18 protein-coding genes and 3 pseudogenes are annotated in these 19,800 nt (G+C 56.4%); 8 read left to right on the top strand and 13 right to left on the bottom strand.

The window, feature by feature from the left end; genetic code table 11:
• The 4 genes and pseudogenes from ilvB to RY075_RS00165 form a co-directional block, all read right to left on the bottom strand.
• Complete coding sequence (gene ilvB / locus RY075_RS00180) at window positions 1-1,689, bottom strand: acetolactate synthase large subunit (RefSeq protein ID WP_232967462.1); 1,689 nt, start codon at window positions 1,687-1,689, stop codon at window positions 1-3.
• A gap of 229 nt (window positions 1,690-1,918) precedes the next feature.
• Window positions 1,919-2,017, bottom strand: coding sequence for an ilvB operon leader peptide IvbL (ivbL, locus tag RY075_RS00175; protein WP_057979964.1), 99 nt, complete (start codon window positions 2,015-2,017; stop codon window positions 1,919-1,921).
• 146 nt (window positions 2,018-2,163) lie between these two features.
• Window positions 2,164-2,583: a helix-turn-helix domain-containing protein gene (locus RY075_RS00170; RefSeq protein ID WP_156172551.1), complete on the bottom strand. Its 420-nt coding sequence runs from the start codon at window positions 2,581-2,583 to the stop codon at window positions 2,164-2,166.
• A pseudogene (locus tag RY075_RS00165) lies at window positions 2,580-2,735 on the bottom strand (type II toxin-antitoxin system HigB family toxin); the annotation flags it as partial. The gene RY075_RS00170 and the pseudogene RY075_RS00165, both read right to left, overlap by 4 nt.
• A 116-nt stretch (window positions 2,736-2,851) precedes the next feature.
• Here RY075_RS00165 and RY075_RS00160 point away from each other — a divergent pair.
• Both RY075_RS00160 and RY075_RS00155 read left to right on the top strand, forming a co-directional pair.
• Window positions 2,852-3,040 carry a hypothetical protein gene (locus RY075_RS00160; protein WP_338627974.1) on the top strand — a complete coding sequence of 63 codons (189 nt, stop codon included), beginning with the start codon at window positions 2,852-2,854 and terminating at the stop codon, window positions 3,038-3,040.
• Window positions 3,041-3,048: 8 nt separating this feature from the next.
• Window positions 3,049-4,248, top strand: a complete 1,200-nt coding sequence (locus tag RY075_RS00155; protein ID WP_338627973.1) for an IS91 family transposase — start codon at window positions 3,049-3,051, stop codon at window positions 4,246-4,248.
• A 169-nt stretch (window positions 4,249-4,417) separates the two neighbouring features.
• On the opposite strand, the pseudogene RY075_RS00150 reads toward RY075_RS00155, so the two are convergent.
• Window positions 4,418-4,582, bottom strand: a pseudogene (locus RY075_RS00150) (addiction module toxin RelE); the annotation flags it as partial.
• 640 nt (window positions 4,583-5,222) lie between these two features.
• On the opposite strand from RY075_RS00150, the gene RY075_RS00145 reads away from it, so the two are divergent.
• From RY075_RS00145 to emrD, 3 genes are all read left to right on the top strand, one after another.
• Window positions 5,223-5,669 (top strand): GNAT family N-acetyltransferase, encoded by a 447-nt coding sequence (locus RY075_RS00145; protein ID WP_003861064.1) that lies wholly within the window; start codon window positions 5,223-5,225, stop codon window positions 5,667-5,669.
• Window positions 5,670-5,731: 62 nt separating this feature from the next.
• A complete protein-coding gene (locus RY075_RS00140) occupies window positions 5,732-6,565 on the top strand; it encodes a DMT family transporter (protein WP_023323922.1) in 834 nt (277 codons plus the stop codon).
• Window positions 6,566-6,740: 175 nt separating this feature from the next.
• The gene (gene emrD / locus RY075_RS00135; protein WP_003861070.1) at window positions 6,741-7,925 is read left to right on the top strand and encodes a multidrug efflux MFS transporter EmrD; all 1,185 of its coding nucleotides are present in this window, start codon (window positions 6,741-6,743) and stop codon (window positions 7,923-7,925) included.
• Here the strand turns inward: emrD and RY075_RS00130 are convergent.
• Together RY075_RS00130 and dsdC are read right to left on the bottom strand one after the other, a co-directional pair.
• Window positions 7,831-8,916 (bottom strand): annotated as a pseudogene (locus tag RY075_RS00130) (cellulase family glycosylhydrolase); the annotation flags it as partial. The gene emrD and the pseudogene RY075_RS00130 sit on opposite strands and share 95 nt — an antisense overlap.
• A gap of 84 nt (window positions 8,917-9,000) precedes the next feature.
• Entirely contained in the window at window positions 9,001-9,927 is a 927-nt protein-coding gene (gene dsdC, locus RY075_RS00125; protein ID WP_022650094.1) for a DNA-binding transcriptional regulator DsdC, read from the bottom strand.
• 204 nt (window positions 9,928-10,131) lie between these two features.
• On the opposite strand from dsdC, the gene dsdX reads away from it, so the two are divergent.
• Both dsdX and dsdA read left to right on the top strand, forming a co-directional pair.
• Window positions 10,132-11,469 carry a D-serine transporter DsdX gene (gene dsdX, locus RY075_RS00120; protein WP_003861075.1) on the top strand — a complete coding sequence of 446 codons (1,338 nt, stop codon included), beginning with the start codon at window positions 10,132-10,134 and terminating at the stop codon, window positions 11,467-11,469.
• Between the two features lie 17 nt (window positions 11,470-11,486).
• Complete coding sequence (gene dsdA / locus RY075_RS00115; protein WP_022650093.1) at window positions 11,487-12,773, top strand: D-serine ammonia-lyase; 1,287 nt, start codon at window positions 11,487-11,489, stop codon at window positions 12,771-12,773.
• Between the two features lie 32 nt (window positions 12,774-12,805).
• On the opposite strand, the gene RY075_RS00110 is transcribed toward dsdA, so the two are convergent.
• The 4 genes from RY075_RS00110 to RY075_RS00095 form a co-directional block, all read right to left on the bottom strand.
• Window positions 12,806-13,153: a DUF202 domain-containing protein gene (locus tag RY075_RS00110; RefSeq protein ID WP_022650092.1), complete on the bottom strand. Its 348-nt coding sequence runs from the start codon at window positions 13,151-13,153 to the stop codon at window positions 12,806-12,808.
• The gene (locus tag RY075_RS00105) at window positions 13,143-13,490 is read right to left on the bottom strand and encodes a YidH family protein (protein WP_003861080.1); all 348 of its coding nucleotides are present in this window, start codon (window positions 13,488-13,490) and stop codon (window positions 13,143-13,145) included. The genes RY075_RS00110 and RY075_RS00105 overlap by 11 nt, the downstream gene beginning before the upstream one ends.
• 92 nt (window positions 13,491-13,582) lie before the next feature.
• The gene (locus RY075_RS00100) at window positions 13,583-14,905 is read right to left on the bottom strand and encodes a 6-phospho-alpha-glucosidase (RefSeq protein ID WP_003861082.1); all 1,323 of its coding nucleotides are present in this window, start codon (window positions 14,903-14,905) and stop codon (window positions 13,583-13,585) included.
• Window positions 14,902-16,524, bottom strand: a complete 1,623-nt coding sequence (locus tag RY075_RS00095) for an alpha-glucoside-specific PTS transporter subunit IIBC (protein ID WP_003861084.1) — start codon at window positions 16,522-16,524, stop codon at window positions 14,902-14,904. The genes RY075_RS00100 and RY075_RS00095 overlap by 4 nt, the downstream gene beginning before the upstream one ends.
• Window positions 16,525-16,746: 222 nt before the next feature.
• On the opposite strand from RY075_RS00095, the gene RY075_RS00090 reads away from it, so the two are divergent.
• Entirely contained in the window at window positions 16,747-17,481 is a 735-nt protein-coding gene (locus RY075_RS00090) for a GntR family transcriptional regulator (protein WP_003861087.1), read from the top strand.
• On the opposite strand, the gene RY075_RS00085 is transcribed toward RY075_RS00090, so the two are convergent.
• Together RY075_RS00085 and ibpB are read right to left on the bottom strand one after the other, a co-directional pair.
• Window positions 17,461-19,122: a putative transporter gene (locus tag RY075_RS00085; protein WP_022650090.1), complete on the bottom strand. Its 1,662-nt coding sequence runs from the start codon at window positions 19,120-19,122 to the stop codon at window positions 17,461-17,463. The two genes, RY075_RS00090 and RY075_RS00085, sit on opposite strands and share 21 nt — an antisense overlap.
• 189 nt (window positions 19,123-19,311) lie before the next feature.
• Window positions 19,312-19,740, bottom strand: coding sequence for a small heat shock chaperone IbpB (ibpB, locus tag RY075_RS00080; protein ID WP_003861091.1), 429 nt, complete (start codon window positions 19,738-19,740; stop codon window positions 19,312-19,314).
• Window positions 19,741-19,800: the final 60 nt, after the last annotated feature.

Raw genomic sequence — 19,800 nt, 5'->3', positions numbered from 1 at the left:
TTATTCTCCCACCATCTCAGTATTTGCCGCACCCGGCGGCACCATCGGATACACTTTTTGTTCAGGGTCGATACGCACGTGGATCAACGCCGGGCCAGGGCGAGAAATCGCATCCTGCAACGCCGCGTGGGCATCTTCTTCGGCGTTCAGATCGCAGGTGTGCAGGCCAAAACCAGCGGCAATCTGCATGAAGTTGATCATCCCCGGATAGGTCGCCGCAAACACGCCCTGCTTATAGAACAGGCTCTGCTGCTGGTGTACCAGACCCAGCGCCTCGTTGTTCATCAGAATGATTTTGACGTCTAACTGGTTTTCGGCCGCCGTCGCCATCTCCTGAATATTCATCATCAGGCTGCCGTCACCGGAGAAGCAGATCACCTTACGGTCCGGGTTGGCGAGCGCCGCGCCAACCGCTGCGGGCAGGCCGAAGCCCATGGTGCCAAGGCCGCCGGAGGTCAGCCACTGGCGCGGGCGGTTCAGCGGATACGCCTGGGCAGTCCACATCTGATGCTGGCCGACGTCGGTGGTGATAATCGCGCTGTCATCCACGCAGGCGGCAACAGCGTTGATAAGACCATAGTGGCTCAGCGGGTCGCCCTCGGTTGGGATAGCGCCCGGGAACTCGCGTTGCAGATCGGCCACCAGCTGGCACCAGTCGGCGCGGTCGGTTGCCACCGTCTGCGGGATCAGCTGCGCCAGCACCTCGGCCACGTCGCCCTGGATCGCCACGTGCGGCTGCTTGATTTTACCCAGCTCGGCGCGGTCGATATCCACGTGAATGATTTTGGCGTTCGGGCAGAACTGCTCGGTTTTGCCAATCGCCCGGTCATCAAAACGCGCCCCCATAACTATCAGCAAATCCGCCTCTTGCAGGATGTAGTTGGTGCTGCGCGCGCCGTGCATGCCCAGCATCCCTAAAGACAATGGATGCGCTTTGGGCAGCATACCCAGCGCCATCAGGGTCATGGTGGTCGGCAGGTTGGCTTTTTCCGCAAACTGGCGGATTTCATCCGCGGCGTTGATCGCCCCGCCGCCCAGATACAGCACCGGGCGTTTGGCGGCGTTGATCATTGCCGCCGCATCGCGCACGCTCTCAGCGCTGAACTCCGGCGCGGGGGCACGCTCGCCCGGCTCCGGCAGAATGTCGATCTCGATCTCTGCGGTCTGGACATCCTTAGGAATGTCTATCCACACCGGGCCCGGGCGGCCAGACTGCGCAATGCGGAACGCATCGCTGATAACCTGAGGCAGCTCGCTGATATCGCGAACTAAATAGTTATGTTTGGTGATGGGGATAGAGATGCCGTAGGTATCGACTTCCTGGAACGCATCGGTGCCGATCATCGAGGACGGCACCTGGCCGGTAATGCAGATCAGCGGAATGGAGTCGAGACGCGCGTCGGCGATGGCGGTCACCAGGTTAGTGGCGCCCGGCCCGCTACAGGCCATACAGACCGCCGGTTTACCCTGGGTACGCGCCATGCCCTGGGCGATAAAGCCTGCGCCCTGCTCGTGGCGCGCCAGCACGTGGCGGATCTGTGTGCTTTGGCTTAACGCATCATACAGCGGCAGCACGGTCCCACCCGGGATGCCCGCAACGGTGGTGATGCCCTGTCGTTCCAGTAAATGAACAATCAGCTGCGCGCCTGTAAAACGCGTCTTGGTGGATGTTGTGCCCGAACTTGCCATGCTCCAGTCCTTTTCTTCTGAGCCAGCTTTACGCGTCGTAGTTCAGGTTGCAGATGCGTTGGCTGCGTTCCCTCACCCCAGTCACGTACCTATGTACGCTCCTGGGGATTCGCTCACTAGCCGCCTTCCTGCAACCCGAACTACTTAGCGTATCCGGGAGGGGCCCTAAACGAAAAACCCCGCCCGGTTTGCGCCGGCGGGGTTTTGGATTCGTGTGTTGATCCAGTCCCTACGGCGCATTGCCGACGACCACCACCACACGCACGACGACCACTGCGGCAGGTTGCGCAGTTTTTAGTAGGGTCGAAGTGAAGATGGATGAAGTCATTGGGGACCTGTGTTTGGAATCATTGATTGAATTTATACAAACACAGGTTTTCGGGCGTGACAATGGAAATATTTTCATCTGCGCAAAAATGCGTCAGGGATCACGTTTCGTTTGTTGGGTGGTGACACTCAATAAAGGGTTTTTACTCACTCAATAAATAACGCAGGTGATACCCCAAATCTGGCCGCCAGCTTTTTAATATGGTTCAGGGTAAGCTGTCTCTGACCATTCAGAACCCGTGAAACCATCGATTTACTACCAATTTCATCCTGAAAATCCGATATCGTCAGATTGTATTGATCCATCAATGTTCTTAAAACTGCAATTCCGACAGGAACAGACTCCATCTCCTTGCGTAATGCGACTATCTCTGGCCGATTAGCTTCGTAACGGCTAATTCTGGCGCACACAATATCCAGCAAGGGGCTATTGGGCTCGTTCATAAGGAGATACTCAACCAGCTCAAGCGCATCCTTATAATCTTTCTCGCTCGGCTGTTCACCCAGTAAAGGAACGGCCGCAACAAGGGCGTGCGTAGCTTTCATTGCATCAGCGACGATCATCATTTCTTCCCCTTAGTGCGATGTTTCTCCGTAAAACGGTCATATTCCTTATGAGTAAAAACATGGCGCACATAAAACTTTTGGCTTTCAAAGAAGATGAGAGCCACTACTCTGAGATTGTTATTTGCAATATCAATAACATAATGCTTATGAACAGGGCAGCCTGACGGCTGCAAATTGAAAAACACGACCGTCTGCCTGGCCCGTAGTTGCCATACGCTGAGTGGAATATGTATGATCTAACTACATATTTTCCTCAGGACCTTTCTCCATGATGACCCGCAAAAGTATCGATACCGTCCTCCTCTCCGTTGCCGCTGATAAGCTCTCTCAGCGTGAATGGGACTGGATTAAACTGATGAAGCCCATGGATCCGCCTCCGGTAATGGTCGTCGCTGCCATACTGGAGCACCGCAACGATACTGCCGCTCTCACTCGCCTGCAGGATACCGGAGATTAATCTGCCCCATGTTGTCCGGTTTTACCCCTCGCCCACTTAAAAAACTCTTTACAGCCAACCAGTGTTGGACCTCCTTCCTCGATGCCGGCGGCCTGCGCGATATCGAGGTCGAAGCCGTCACAAAAATGCTCGCCTGCGGTACCCGCATCACCGGCGTGAAGGAGTATGGCTGTGATAATCCCGGCTGCCCGCATGTAAAATACATTACCAATACCTGCCACAGTCGCGCCTGTCCCTCCTGCGGGAAAAAGGCCACTGATATCTGGATTGCCGCTCAGCTCAACCGCCTGCCGGACTGCGACTGGATACACCTCGTCTTCACCCTGCCCGACACGCTGTGGCCCCTGTTTGAGGTCAACCGCTGGCTGCTTAATGACCTCTGCCGCCTGGCAGTCGATAACCTGTTGTATGCCGCCAGCAAGCGTGGGCTGGATATCGGCATTTTCTGCGCAATTCATACCTATGGTCGTCGTCTCAACTGGCATCCGCATGTGCACGTCTCCGTCACCTGCGGCGGTATTGATGCGCACGGCAAATGGAAAAAAATCAGCTTCCGGAAGGACACCATGCGCGCCCGCTGGATGTGGAATATCCGTCAGCTGCTGCTGAGCGTCTGGTCTGATGGCATCGCAATACCCCCTTCGCTGTCGCATATCACCACCGAATCACAGTGGCGCAGCCTGGTACTGACCGCCGGAGGCGATTACTGGCATGTGTACATGTCCAAAAAGACGGCGGGTGGCAAAAACACCGTGAAATATCTGGGCCGTTACCTGAAAAAACCGCCGATAGCAGGCTCCCGGCTGGCACACTATGCCGGCGGTGCCACGCTGAGCTTCCGCTACCATGACCACAATACGGGTGAGCAGGCTACAGAGACGCTGACGCAGCGGGAAATCGTGGCACGCCTGAAGCAGCATATCCCGGAGAAGTTCTTTCGGATGGTGCGGTATTTTGGCTTTCTGGCCAACCGGGTGTGTGGAGAAAAGTTGCCAGCGGTCTACAGCGCACTGGGGATGGATAAACCGGAGGCGGTGGCAAAGGTGTGCTACGCGCAGATGAGCAAGCAGTTCCTGCGACGCGACCCGTTTGAATGCGTGTTGTGCGGAGGGAAGATGGTATACCGTCGTGCGGTGGCCGGCCTGAATGTACAGGGGCTGAAAACTCATGCCCGGGAGATCAGTCTGATGAGGTATATCCCGGCCTGATGCAGGAAAGATCCGCCAGTCGGTTGTAAAAAGCACATAAAACGACCTGAAAAAGCACAAATAACAACCATAGTGCAGGATGCAGACTAACCCGGCAACATACAAATCGGATGGTGATTAAATTTTAGTCAGCTTAATCCGGAGCAGAAATGGTTCCAAATTCCTATACGTCAAGATACTTGAAGTTATCCAGCGTTGGGAAAAGTTTTCTCAGTGCAGCGGGCGTCGGGCAGTGGCTCTTTTCAATAACTCGTCCTAAAAAGAGAAGCTCTTCTCTGTGTTGCGGGAACTGGCTTACCGCATCCAAAATTGCCTTCATTGAGATTAAATGCATCCTGCTTGCCTGCCGCGTCCATTGCCATTATGGCAACGATAACACCTGTTGCCAATAAGTCAACGAAGGGTACTATTTTCACTTCGTCAGAAAACAAAAAACCCCGCCTAAGCGAGGTTTTTATCAGGGTTTTGCGGTTGGTCGCCGCAGAACACACTGTGTTACGTCAACGCGAAAAGTATACGCGATTGAAGACGAACGCGCAATTCCGGCACGGATTTTGACGTTTTTGAGTATGGATCGCCTTCCAAAATTTGTCCATAAAATACTGTTCATGCATACAGTATTTATCTATACTGAGGGTGTTCGCAGTGAGCGAGGGGGCCGCAGTTTACCGGCGCAACGAAGTCCTGGCTGAAACGGGTGGTGCCGTCAGTGCCTTAACCCCTGAAGTGAGCACACTGTGTTACGTCAATCCAGGTGCTGGCCACAGGCGGCGGAAAGGTACGCCAGCATCGTGCTCCTTTTAACCAAAAGGAGACGCGTATGAGCGTCGTGGATATGGTCATACTTGTCCTCAAACTCATTGTTGCTGTATTGCAACTGCTTGATGCTGTCCTGAAATACGTTCGGTGATTCAGGTTCAAGTCGCACCTGAGAGGGGCGGGCAACCGCCCCTCTTTAATAACGAGGGAATGCTATGTCGCGTCTGTTAATTGAGCCTGTTACGCCTGATGAACCGGGCTATATCGCCCTGAAGGCGGAGAGTATCGCGTTGAATTTCAATATGCTGCGCAGGCTGGAAGAAAACTGGCAGCGGGGTGAAAACCGCTTTAACGCGCCGGGTGAAAAGCTGCTGGGGGCGTTTCTTAACGGCAGGCTGGTGGGCGTGTGCGGCCTCAACCGCGATCCGTTCAGCCAGCAGCCGCGCGCCGGACGTATTCGTCATCTCTACGTCAGCGAAAAGTGCCGTGGGCAGGGCATTGGCAAACAACTTTTGACCGTGGTGATGGCGGATGCCAGCATCTGGTTTGATTTTCTTAATACCCATGCGCCGGAAACCGCGTACGGATTTTACCATCGGGCGGGCTTCAGGCTGGTGTCAGACGAACCCCGGGTGACGCACCGCCTTTTTTGCGCAGTGTAAGCGGCTGGCAGCATCGACGGGTGAATGTTACAGTTGGATGACATTTCATCAACCGATACGCCATGACCATCACCGTTTTCTGCATTTTACTGTTCGCCGCACTGCTGCATGCCAGCTGGAACGCCATCGTTAAAGCCGGAACGGATAAACTCTACTCGGCGATCGGAGTCAGCGGTTCAGCCGCGCTTATTGCCCTGATTTTACTGCCCTTCTCTCCTCAGCCAACTGCCGCAAGCTGGCCATATTTGTTCGTCTCCTGTGCGTTACAGGTGGTGTATACGGTACTGGTGGCAAAAACTTATCAGGTCTCCGACATGAGCCAGACCTACCCCCTTATGCGCGGGACGGCCCCTCTGCTGGTGGCGCTGATCAGCGTAATGGTGCTCGGGGATCATCTCTCCTGGCTTGCGTGGTCCGGCATCGGGGTCATTTGTCTGTCGATTCTGGCGATGGCGATGAACGGCCGCATGCAGTCACGCAAGGGGATCTGGCTGGCGCTGCTGAACGCCTGTTTTATCGCCGGGTATACCCTGGTGGACGGCACCGGTGTGCGACTCTCGGACACTGCGCTGGGCTACACGCTCTGGACCTTCTTCATGAACGGTTTCTGTCTGCTGAGCTGGGCAATGGTGGCGCGGCGTCGCGAAGCGTCCAGCTACCTGCGCCTGCATTGGAAAAAAGGGCTGCTCGGCGGCGTCGGGACGATGGGATCTTACGGTCTGGCACTCTGGGCGATGACCCAGGCACCGCTGGCTGTGGTCGCCGCACTGCGTGAAACCTCTATTCTCTTCGGCGCATTAATCGCATTTGTGCTTTTAAAAGAGAAGGTTGCCGGCCTGCGCATCGCGGCGGCACTGGGAATTGCTGCCGGTGCGATCCTGCTGCGCCTGGCGTAATTCGCTGGCAACATTAGTTGCCGATCTTGTTTACAAATCCTGCCTTCACGTCTTCTGTCATTCATCACAGTAATGCTTAAATTGTCATCTCTCTGTGGTAGATTCCTCGCGCATTTATGGGAATGCATAGTCACTTATTCTTCATTTATCTCTTTTGGCAAAAGTATTCAGCGACATGAAAAAGCAACGGAACGTGAACTTATTGTTGATGCTGGTGTTACTGGTGGCCGTCGGGCAGATGGCGCAAACCATCTACATTCCGGCGATTGCCGATATGGCAAAAGATCTGAGCGTCCGCGAAGGTGCAGTCCAGAGCGTGATGGCAGCCTATCTGCTAACCTATGGCGTTTCACAGCTGGTTTATGGTCCCCTGTCCGATCGCGTCGGGCGTCGTCCGGTCATTCTGGTGGGCATGAGCATTTTCATGGTAGCGACGATGATCGCCATTACCACTCACAGCCTGACCGTCCTGATTGCCGCCAGCGCCCTTCAGGGTGTGGGCACCGGCGTCGGCGGGGTTATGGCGCGTACCCTGCCGCGTGATATGTACCAGGGCACACAGCTTCGCCACGCCAACAGTCTGTTAAATATGGGTATTCTGGTCAGCCCGCTGCTGGCCCCGCTGATTGGGGGTCTGCTGGACACCGTCTGGTCCTGGCGCGCTTGTTATGCCTTCCTGCTGGTGCTGTGCATTATTGTCACCTTCAGCATGGGGCGCTGGATGCCGGAAACCCGCCCAAAAGACGCGCCGCGCACGAAGCTCATCGCCAGCTACAAAACGCTGTTCGGTAATGGGTCCTTTACCTGTTATCTGTTGATGCTAATCGGCGGCCTGGCGGGCATTGCGGTGTTTGAAGCCTGTTCCGGCGTGCTGCTGGGCGCGGGCCTTGGCCTGAGCAGTATGGTGGTGAGTATTCTGTTTATTCTGCCGATCCCGGCGGCGTTCTTCGGCGCATGGTTCGCCGGACGTCCGAACAAGCGTTTCTCCACCCTGATGTGGCAGTCGGTGATCAGCTGTCTGCTGGCCGGGCTGATGATGTGGATCCCGGGGCTGTTTGACGTGATGTCGGTCTGGACGTTGCTCATCCCGGCAGCGCTGTTCTTCTTCGGCGCGGGCATGCTGTTTCCCCTCGCCACCAGCGGCGCGATGGAGCCGTTCCCGTTTCTCGCAGGCACGGCAGGCGCGCTGGTGGGCGGTTTGCAGAACATCGGTTCCGGCGCGCTGGCCTGGCTTTCGGCTATGATGCCGCAGACCGGGCAGGCGAGTTTAGGCTTGCTGATGACCCTGATGGGGCTGCTGATTTTGCTGTGCTGGCTGCCGCTGGCGTCGCGTGTCTCGCATCACGAACAGCCGGTTTAACCGCATGATGGCCCGGCTTCTCGCCGGGCTTTTCACAGACGGGCGCAATCATCGCCTGCAATAGCCGCTCTGGGGCAGGCCGCCACGCCCCCTCTTCCCCGTCATAAAACTGAACATCGGCGTTTATCGCATACGGGATGTTGGCATGTTGCAGCTCGCACGCCATAAACGTGGCAAACGCCATCTGCGAGGCGGTTGGCGTCAGGCTTTTCGATTCGCCCACCCCCCAGCCGCCAACCCAGCTCACATGCCCGGTTTTTTGTTGCCAGTGCAGCGCGGCGTTGATTCGGTTACGGATAGCCGCTTTCTCAGCCGCAGTTCCGGACGTCCACGGGTATTTACCGTTCGTTTTCAGCGGACCCCAGGGGAAAATATGCCACTCCGCCAGCAGGTAATTCTGGCTGTGCGCGGGTAGCTTCAGGCTGGATAAATCCTCCGGCGCGGCGCGCAGACGAGGGGCGATAAAAATCATGCGGCTGGCATCAATGGCGTGAATGTCTTTGATCGCTTTCTCATACACCCGGTTGAGCGAAGCAACGTTGTGGTTGAGCTTGTCCGCCGGTTCGTAGATCAGGTCAAAGCCCAGCAACGGCGAGCGCTGACCAAAATAGTGCGCCACGGCAATCCACCAGTTAATCACCTCTTTTTCGGTATCCGCTTTCGGGTCGTTTTTATATTCATCGGCCTGATAAGCGATGATGGGGATGACGCCGTATTGCTCGCAGGCCTCCACCAGCTTACGCAGGTGAATCAGCCGCGCTTCCGTCGGTTCGCCCGCCACCCGAATACGGACATGGTGTATGCCTTTCGCTTGGAAATCACGGACCACCAGCGGGTCGAATTCGCGGATACCGCGCTCGGTGCGTGCCCAGTCCACATCCATCCCGACGCCCAGCTGCTGCGCATAACGGGCAGCCGTCAGCGGCGGCTCAGCGGCAGTCGCCCAGCCGGAAGAGAGTAAGATCGCAGTGGCAATAAAAGGCTTTAACACGGTTTACCCTGGAAAAATCAAAAGCATTACCTGTATTTAGCACGCTTTTTCACATTTGGTGTAGAGCGAAAGCGTAATAATTCTTCAACCCGCCAGCTCTCTTAGCCAGCCGATAAAGGCGTCAATTTTCGGCCACTGACGGCCGGGAAGCGTTGAGACGTAATAATGCTGATGGCACTTGAGGGTTTCCCCATCAAAAGGTGCGATCAACTCCCCCCGTTCGAGACGTTTTTGCACCAGCCGCTTTCTCCCCATCGCCACCCCGACATTATTCATGGCCGCGATAATGGCTAAATCAGAACGATCGAAGCCAATACCCGATGATAACGGCATATTCACCGCGAAATGCTGCGCCCAGCTCAGCCACTCATCCGTACCGGAATCATTGCTCCAGGCCTGACGGTCGTGCAGTAACGTGCAGTGGCTGAGGTTATGGGGGTTTTTCAGCAGTTCATGCTCCCGGGCATACGCTGGCGAGCAGACGGGCAAAATCTCTTCATCCATCAAAAAGTGATGAGAAAGGTGGTTTGGCGGCGTATCGTCGAAATAGAGCGCCAGATCGATGCCGGTTCGCTGCATGTTGACGTAATCATTACCAGTCAGAATAGTAAGTGAAATCGACGGGTAGCGGCGGGTAAAATCCCCCAGCATCGGCACCAGCCAGCACTGGGCGATCGAGGGCCGGGAGTACACCGTTAGCGTACCTGACAGCGCCTGGTTTTTAATGTCCAGGATCTCCTGATTCAGGGTGTCGAGGGACGATTTCAGCGTCCAGTAAACGCGCTTGCCTTCCTGCGTCAGCTCCACTTTACGGTGTGAGCGGACAAACAGCTGAATGCCCAGCTCCTCTTCCAGCAGGTTAATGCGGTGGCTCACCGCGCTGGGGCTGAGCGACAGCTCCGCCGCCGCCAGGGCGAAGGACTCATGCCGGGCAGCCACTTCAAAGGTGTACATTTTCGACAGCTGCCAGCCGTTTAACAGCCGGTTTCTGCCTTCATTCGCATCGGTCATCACAATTCCCACACGTAATTTCTGCGTTCAGCATACCGCTCAAGAATGAATTTATGTGAACCTAATACGAGTTAAGTGCGCTTTTTAGAACACAGTCACTCAGTTGATCCAATCTGGCTCATCTGAACGCCAATTTATATCGTTTGTCAGCCCAAGCCGTTTTTTCGTCCAATATCCCCAGATGACATAAGGGTGAGGTGAGATATGGGATCTCAGGTCTGGGTTGTGGCAACGCTGCTTGTCAGCATCGTGTTGATTGTTTTAACCATCGTAAAACTGAAGTTTCACCCGTTCCTCGCGCTGCTGCTGGCAAGCTTTTTCGTTGGCGCGATGATGGGGATGAGCCCGCTGGATATGGTTAACGCCATTGAGAGCGGGATTGGCGGTACGCTGGGCTTCCTGGCGGCGGTTATCGGTCTTGGCACTATTCTCGGCAAAATGATGGAAGTCTCCGGCGCGGCAGAGCGCATCGGGATTACGTTGCAGCGCTGCCGCTGGCTGTCGGCGGACGTGATTATGGTCCTGGTCGGCCTGATCTGCGGCATTACGCTGTTTGTTGAAGTGGGCGTGGTACTGCTGATCCCGCTGGCGTTTTCCATCGCCAAAAAGACCAACACGTCGCTGCTCAAGCTGGCCATTCCGCTCTGTACCGCACTAATGGCAGTGCACTGCGTGGTGCCTCCGCATCCGGCCGCACTATTTGTCACCAACAAATTAGGGGCGGACGTCGGGACGGTGATTGTCTACGGTCTGGTGGTGGGCCTGATGGCGTCTCTGGTTGGTGGCCCGCTGTTCCTGAAGCTGCTCGGCAACCGTCTGCCCTATAAGCCGGTTCCGGCGGAATTTTCAGACCTGAAGGTGCGGGAAGAGCACACTCTGCCGTCGCTGGGCGCCACGCTGTTCACCGTGCTGCTGCCGATTGCCCTGATGCTGGTGAAAACCATTGCCGAGCTGAACATGGCAAAAGAAGGCTCGCTGTATACCCTGCTGGAGTTTATCGGCAACCCCATCACCGCGATGTTTATCGCCGTGTTTGTCGCCTACTACCTGCTGGGGATCCGCCAGCACATGGGCATGGGCGCAATGCTGATCCATACGGAGCACGGCTTTGGCTCTATCGCCAACATTTTGCTGATTATCGGTGCGGGCGGGGCGTTCAACGCCATCCTTAAAATCAGTGGTCTGGCGGAGACGCTGGCGCATATTCTCTCGAACCTGCATATGCACCCTATCCTTCTCGCCTGGCTGGTGGCACTGGTGCTGCACGCCGCCGTGGGTTCGGCAACGGTAGCGATGATGGGTGCCACGGCGATAGTGGCGCCGATGCTGCCGCTCTACCCGAACGTAAGCCCGGAGATCATCACCATTGCCATCGGGTCCGGCGCTATTGGCTGCACGATCGTGACCGACTCTCTCTTCTGGCTGGTGAAGCAGTACTGCGGCGCGACCCTGAATGAGACCTTCAAATACTATACGACGGCGACGTTTATCGCCTCGGTGCTTGCACTTGGCGGCACATTCCTGCTTTCTTTCATTATCTGAGCGCGAAGAGACGTATTATGGAAAACGCAACTATCACTACTTTAACCGCACAGTTTCCTCTGGTTGAGGATCTGATTGCCCTGAAAGAAACCACCTGGCTTAACCCTCGCACCACGACGCTGGCGGAAGGATTGCCGTATGTCGGGCTGACGAAAGCCGACGTAGACGACGCGCACGCGCGCCTGAAACGCTTCGCGCCGTATCTGGCGAAAGCGTTCCCGGAAACGGCGGCAACGGGCGGGATTATCGAATCCGACCTGGTCGCGATCCCGGCGATGCAGGCGCGGCTGGAGAAAGAATCTGCGAAGCCTGTTACAGGCACGCTGCTGCTGAAAAAAGACAGCCATCTGCCGATTTCCGGCTCGATCAAAGCGCGCGGCGGCATCTATGAGGTGCTGACCCATGCGGAGAAACTGGCGCTGGAAGCCGGGTTGCTGAGCGTTGAAGACGACTACAGCGTTCTGCTGGAGCCGCGCTTTAAGGACTTCTTCAGCCAGTACAGCATCGCGGTGGGCTCAACCGGCAACCTGGGGATGTCCATCGGCATTATGAGCGCACGCATTGGCTTTAAGGTGACGGTGCATATGTCCGCCGACGCCCGCGAGTGGAAGAAAGCCAAACTGCGCAGCCACGGCGTGATCGTCGTGGAATATGAGCAGGATTACGGCGTGGCGGTAGAGCAGGGACGCAAAGCGGCGGAAAGCGATCCGAACTGCTTCTTTATTGACGATGAGAACTCACGCACGCTGTTCCTGGGCTATGCGGTTGCTGGCGAGCGCCTGAAGGCGCAGTTTATCGAACAGGGCCGCGTGGTGGATGCCGATCATCCTCTGTACGTCTACCTGCCGTGCGGCGTCGGCGGTGGTCCCGGCGGCGTGGCGTTTGGCCTGAAGCTGGCCTTTGGCGATAACGTCCACTGCTTCTTTGCGGAGCCAACGCACTCACCGTGCATGCTGCTGGGCGTTTATACCGGGCTGCACGATGAAATCGCCGTGCAGGATCTGGGTATCGACAACGTGACGGCGGCGGACGGTCTGGCGGTAGGACGTGCCTCCGGCTTCGTGGGCCGCGCGATGGAGCGCCTGCTCGACGGGTTCTATACCCTCTCCGATCAAAGCATGTACGACATGCTCGGCTGGCTGGCGCAGGAGGAAAGGATTCGCCTGGAGCCGTCGGCACTGGCGGGGATGGCCGGGCCGCTGCGCGTCGATGCCGATGAGAACGTTACCCACCTGGTGTGGGCGACCGGCGGCGGCATGGTGCCGGAAGACGAGATGGCGAAATATTTAGCGAAAGGGAAGTAATTATGCCGGGTGGCGGCTGCGCCTTACCCGGCCTACAGGTGCAAAATTTGTTGAATGTGGGTTACCGCAAACAGCAGTGACAACGACAGCACGGCCAGGGCGATGAGGAACTTATCCCGCACCGCTTTCGGCTGCGCAAAGTCGTTCTGCGACACGTCCATCAGGTTACGGCTGCGGGTGTAGCGCCATAAAATGATGGCTACCAGCGCCAGCACAACAATGGAGATCCAGAATGGCGCCCCCGTGCGGTGCCAGTTGTGCTTAATGGCAAGAGCGATCAGCGCGCCATACCCCAGCAGCGTGCGCAGCCAGGCCAGCGAGGTTCGCTCTGGCTGAAGGCCGGGGTCCGCTTCCCGCCGCGCTTTGCGGCTATCCGGCATACAGCACCAGTAACATCACTACGCCCGCAACCATCAGCAAAATCGTACTGATAATGAGCAAGCCGCGCGTGTAGGGGAGATCCTGCTTCAGACGCATCGCCTTTTCATTTCTCAGCCAGCGCAGATAGCCATAAATCGCCAGCACGCCGGCAATCAGGCACAGCAGCAGGGCCAGCACTTCGCGAATCAACGGGGTGGCAAAATCGGGGGCGAGCTGATCAAGGCCGACGCCTGCGGCCAGAAAGCCCAGGGCGGTGCGGATCCACGCTAAGAACGTGCGTTCGTTAGCCAGTGAGAAGCGGTAGTCCGGTGCTTCACCGAGGCGGGAAATGTTCATGAAAGTTCCTTGTCGTGCTGCATGCAGGCTTCAGCATAGCGTAATTCAGCCAGGACAAGGAGACCGGCATCAGGCGATGCCGGTCAGAAAGATTAGTGCAGCTCTGGCCAGTAATCTTTATTCGCTTCAATCAGATCGTCCAGAATCGCCTTCGCCACCGATGCGCTCGGTACGGTTTTCGACAGGGTAATCGCCTGCCAGAGTTTCTGATACGAGCGCTGCTCCCAGGCGTCCACCACCAGTTTTTCCACCGCCACCTGCTGGCTCATGAGCCCTTTCTGGAAGTGCGGAATATCACCCACGGTCAGCGGCTCCGGTCCGTTGTGGCCGACCAGACAAGGGATTTCTACCATCGCGTCAGCATCAAAGTTATGGATAGCCCCATTGTTAGGCACAATCAGCAGCATGCGTTCTTGGGTGTTAAAGGCAATCGCGGTCGCCAGATCGACGATGTACGACGCATGTTCGTCAATTTCCAGTTCACCGGCAGAAGAATGACCGGCTTCGATAATCGCCCGACATGAACTGAATACATGCTTCTCACGGTGATCCATCACTTCATTGGCGCGGGTACGCTCCGGATTGGAATGGGCGACCACATAGTCCGGGAACAGGTAATACTTCAGGTAGGTGTTCGGCATGGTGTCCGGATCCAGCGCCTGTACGTCTTTGGCCTTGGCGAAGGTATCGTTCCAGCTCGCTTCAGTATGCACATCTTCCGAAGGCGGAACATAACCGTTTTTCGCCACGTATTCGCGCAGCTTCGGCATCAGATCGTTGCCGTTCTGATCTTCAATCGACGTCCACCAGCCGAAGTGGTTCAGACCGTAGTAGCGCACGCGCATCTCTTTGCGGTCTTTCAGGCCCACGATTTGCGCCATACGTCCTTCAATGCCGATCGGCATGTCGCAGATGTTGAGAATTTTCGCGTTCGGACGCAGGCGGCGCGTGGCTTCCGCGACAATCGCCGCCGGGTTGGAGTAGTTCAACATCCACGCGTTCGGGGAGTACTGCTCCATGTAATCCACCAGCTCCAGCACGCCGCCGATGGAGCGCATGCCGTAGGAGATGCCGCCCGGCCCGCACGTTTCCTGGCCCAGCACGCCGTGGCGCAGCGGGATTTTTTCATCTTTTTCACGCATGGGATATTTGCCAACGCGAATATGCGCCATCACGAAATCCACATCGGTAAAGGCCGCTTCAGGATCGGTGGTGTAACTAAATTCAATCTCCGGCGCCTGCTCCTTAAGGATGATTTTACACGCCTCGGCGATGATCTCCTGACGTGCTCCGTCATTGTCATAGAACTTCAGCGCACGCAGCGGGAAACGGTCACGGTTGGCTAACAGCATCAGGACGATACCAGGCGTGAATGTACTGCCGCCGCCTGCAATAACAACTGAGAATTTTTTCATGATATAGCCTCTGTCAGAGTGGTTTGTTCGTTTGTTAAAGGGGTTTTCATCAGCGATTCCAGCTGGTCGCGCACCTGAGGAACGTGCAGACCGACAATCACCTGTATGCCGTTGCCGCGCCGCACCACACCGTGTGCGCCCAGGGCTTTGAATACGTCATCGCTTTGGGTTTTCGTCATATCCACCAGGGCGATACGCAGGCGGGTGGCGCAGTTATTGATACTTTCGATATTCGCTGCGCCGCCGAGCGCCTGTAAGAACCCAGCGGCCTGTCCGACCTGCTGGCTGGCTGCCGCCGGGGCGGTGGTTTGCCCACGAGCGGCCTTATAGTCGGCCTTGCTGTAGAGCTTGATTTCGCTCTCTTCCCGGCCCGGCGTTTTGAGATTCAGACGTTCGATAAGCGTTCTGAAGACCACGAAGTAGATCCCGGAGAAGCAGAGGCCGATGCCAATTTGGGTGAATACCGTCGAGGCGTGGTTATGGAACATCGGGATCCAGTTTTGCGGCAGGAACTGGTCCAGCAGACCGCCGCCCATGTTCCCCACCACCCCGAAGATATACATCACCGTCGCCATCGTTGCGGCCAGCACGGCGTGGATGGCAAACAGCAAAGGCGAGATAAACAGGAAGGTGAACTCCAGCGGTTCGGTAATGCCCACCAGCACGGCGGTAAGCGTGGCCGGGATCAGCAGACCTGCCACTTTGACGCGGTTCTCCGGTGACGCGGTATACCAGATAGCCAGCGCAATACCGACTGAGCCAAACACCTTAGAGTTGCCGTGCAGCGCGAATCCGCCCTCCGGGAACAGCGTTTTCAGCGGCACAGTGCTCTGGCTGAATTCCTGAAGGTGCTGTGCCCAGTAGACCTGAATGCCGCCTTCTACCGCAGCCGGGCCGAAGATAAACGGGCCGTAGACAAAGTGGTGTAATCCGGTTGGGATCAGAATGCGTTCCAGGAAGGTATAAACCCATACGCCCAGCGCGCCAGCGGTACGTAGAAAGGCCTGCAACGACTCAATGCCCATCTGCACTTTCGGCCAGCCCAGCAGCGTCAGCCAGGCGCAGGGGATCATCACGAAGAACGCGAGGATAACGACAAACGAGGTGCCCTGGAAAATCCCCAGAAAGACCGGCAACGGCTTGTCGAAAAATCGGTTGTGGATGGCGGTGACGAGCCCGGAAATGATAATCGCCCCGATGATGCTGGTATCAAGCGTTTTGATTCCGGCAATCATCGCCAGCCCGCTGCCGGCAGTGGGTTCAGCAGAGAAGTCGACGCCAAAGAAGTGGCCCCAGGTCATCCCCATCGCGTTGATAAAATAGTTCCAGGTCAGGAAGCTAATCAGCACCGCCAGACAGGCGCGGCCCTGCGCCTGCTTTGCCAGGCCAATCGGTAAGCCGACAGCAAAAATCAGCGGCATATTACGGAACACCGCCCAGCCGCCCTCTTCGATGATGTGAACAATTTGCGCGAACAGATTATCAGGCGCGGTTAAGGCCTCACCGACAAACAGCGGATTGCGAAGCATGATGGCGATCCCAACCACGATCCCGGCAAAGGGAAACAGCAAAACCGGGGTGAACATGGCGCCGCCAAAACGTTGTATTTGACTGAGCATTTTTAAATCCTCATGAAACAACCTGTAGGGGATAGAGGCCTTTATGGTTTTTTACTGGCCTGAGGTGAGCATAAGAAGTTACTGATGCGGGAACATGGCGTGCCGCTGCGATTCGTGATCGCATTCATGGTTTTAATTTGACCAATCAGGTCTACTTTTTAAACTAAACATGGACAAGTTAAGACGTATTCCACGCCATGATGTGCGCAGAGAGGTCTACTGGTGATCTACAAATCAATTGCCGATCGGCTACGGCTGCGGCTGAATTCTTCGGACTACAACATTGGCAGTCCGTTACCCGGAGAAAAAGCGCTGGCAAAGGAGTTTGGCGTAGCCCGGATGACCGTCCGCAAAGCGCTGGATCTGCTGGTAAGCTGGGGGCTGGTTGAACGTCGACACGGTAGCGGGACGTTCGTGGCGCGCAAAGACGTTCATCATGAAACGACTAACCTGACTGGGCTGGTGGAGGTATTGCGCCAGCAGGGGAAAGAAGTGCAAAGCAAGGTGTTGCAGTTTGAAGTGATGCCCGCGCCGCCCGCCATCGCCAGCCAGCTGCGGATTCAGGTTGATGAGCGGATCTATTTTTCAAGGCGGGTGCGTTACGTGGACGGAAAACCGCTGATGCTGGAGGACAGCTTTATGCCGGTGAAGCTGTTCCGCAATCTTTCCCTGGCGCATCTCGAAGGGTCTAAGTTTGATTACATCGAGAAGGAGTGTGGGATCACCATCAGCGGCAACTACGAGAGCCTGACGCCGGTGCTGGCTGATAAACAGCTGGCCGGTTATATGAATGTGCCGGAACAGACGCCGCTGCTGCGCATCACTTCCCTTTCCTACAGCGACAGCGGCGAGTTCCTCAATTATTCCGTGATGTTCCGGAACACAAGCGATTACCAGGTGGACTACCATCTGCGGCGTATCCACCCGGAAGACTTATTAGCCCATCCCCCAGAATAGCACCGCCAGTAGCTGCGGGGTGATGATGCGCAGAAACATCACCAGCGGATAAACCGTGGCGTAGGATAACGCCGCCGCGCCGCTGGTGGCGTGCAGGTTATTGGCGAACGCCAGCGCGGGCGGATCGGTCATGGAACCGGCCAGCATGCCGCACAGCGTGAGATAGTTCATTTTAGCGAACATACGCGCCAATAATCCGACAGTTATCAGTGGGATAGCGGTAATAAATATGCCGTATCCTACCCAGCTCATCCCTTCGCCGTTCACCAGAGTATCGACAAAATCGCCGCCGGATTTCAGCCCCACCACCGCCAGAAACAGCACGATGCCCAACTCCCGCAGCGCCAGGTTAGCGCTCGGCGGCATAAACCAGTAGAGCTTACCGATGGAGCCGATACGCCCGAGGATCAGCGCCATAATGAGCGGCCCGCCTGCCAGACCCAACTTCAGTGCTACCGGGAAGCCGGGCACGTACAGGGGGATGGAGCCAAGCATGACGCCAAGCCCGACGCCGATAAAGACCGGCAGCATCTGCACCTGCTGGAGTTTTTGCTGGGCGTTGCCCACCATGTCCGCTACGGCATCAATAGATGAAGGACGCCCGACGAGGTTGAGAATATCACCGAATTGCAGGCTGGCATCCTGGCTGGCCACCAGCTCGACACCGGCGCGGTTAAGCCGGGAGATCACCACGTCATAACGCTCTTTAACCTGCAAATCGCGTATTTTCTTGCCCAGAACCTTCTCATTGGTCACTACCACGCGCTCCACGCGCATGTCCGTTCCACGGGTTGAGAGTGAGGTATCCACCTCCTGACCGATCACCAGCCGGGCATTGTTTAAATCCGCCGGTTGCCCTACCAGATGCAGGAGATCGCCGTGCTGAATAAGGGTATCCGGTGAAGGCACCATCAGCGTGTCATCACGTTTCAGGCGGGAACAGATAATGGTCGCGCTGTTCAGAATGGGAACATCCTGAATCGCCATATTGTTCAGATTAGGGTTTTCGACGCGAATGTTGATGGTTTTAATGAGCGCATGGCCGTTGGTCAGCGTGCTTTCATGCTCCTTCGCCTCCTGTCCAACGTTAACGCGGAACAGCACGCGCACCAGCCACATCGAGAGCAAAATACCGCAAATGCCAAACGGATAGGCCATGGCGTAGCTCATCCCCATCTGATCGACGACATCAGCAGGGATACCCAGATCGCGCAGAATTTGCTGGCCCGCCCCGAGCGCGGGCGTATTCGTGACGGCGCCGGAGAAGATGCCCAGCACGACGGGCAGCGGAATAGCGAAGAGTTTATGCAGGATCGCGGTGACCAGCCCACCCATCACAACAATGCCGAAGGCAAAGAGATTAAGGCGTAAACCGGAGACGCGCAGGGAAGCGAAGAAGCCCGGCCCCACCTGAATACCGATGGTATACACAAAGAGGATCAGGCCGAACTCCTGGATGAAATGCAGCATATCGGCGCTGAGCACCCACCCAAGCTGGTCGGCAAAATGGCCGACAAAAATCCCGCCGAACAGCACCCCGCCAATCCCAAACCCGACGCCGCGGATTTTGATATTCCCCAGCCATAGCCCCACTACCGCGACAAGGGCCAACACGCTGACGGTTAACGCGATATCACTCATGTTCCACATCCTGTGTATAACCTTAGTTATGATAAGGATTCTCTCAGAACTGGCGGCGGTTGTATGGGCGATGGCGCACATAAAAGCCGAAGGTAAACGCAAAACGGTCACCCGAAGGTGACCGTTTTTAGTGTTTGCACCCTCTCCCACAGGGAGAGAGTCGGGGTGAGGGCACCAGCCCGCACACGATTAGCTATTCAACGCCGGGCGTTCGCTAATGGCGATGCGCTGAGGCGCAATGGCTTCCGGCACGTTACGGGTGAGGTCAATGTTCAGCAGCCCGTTAGTGAACGTCGCGCCAGAAACTTCCATATGGTCTGCCAGGGTAAAGCTCAGGCTAAACGGCTGAGTGACAAGCCCCTGATGCAGCCATTTGGTCTCGGTGTCTGGTTTTTCCGGTGACCCTTTCACGGTCAGGCGCGCACCCTCAAGCTGGATGTCGAGATCTTCCTGGCGGAACCCGGCCAGCGCAAGCGTGATGCGGTAGTGGTTATCATCGCTTTTTTCGATGTTGTACGGCGGAAAGGTCTGCTGTTCGGTTGCGCTTTGCAGCGCGTTAGCCAGTTTGTCAAAACCGATCCACTGACGCAGCAGGGGGGAAAAATCATAGTTACGCATACTAAATCTCCTTCTGAGAAGCGAGTTCGGCACAGTTTAATTTTGTGCACAGTTGTACCT

The sequence above is a fragment of the Enterobacter sp. JJBC genome (assembly GCF_036936505.1).
Taxonomy (GTDB): domain Bacteria; phylum Pseudomonadota; class Gammaproteobacteria; order Enterobacterales; family Enterobacteriaceae; genus Enterobacter; species Enterobacter hormaechei_C.
Note: the sequence above shows the minus strand (reverse complement) of the source record. Positions and strands in the feature narration are given on the sequence as shown.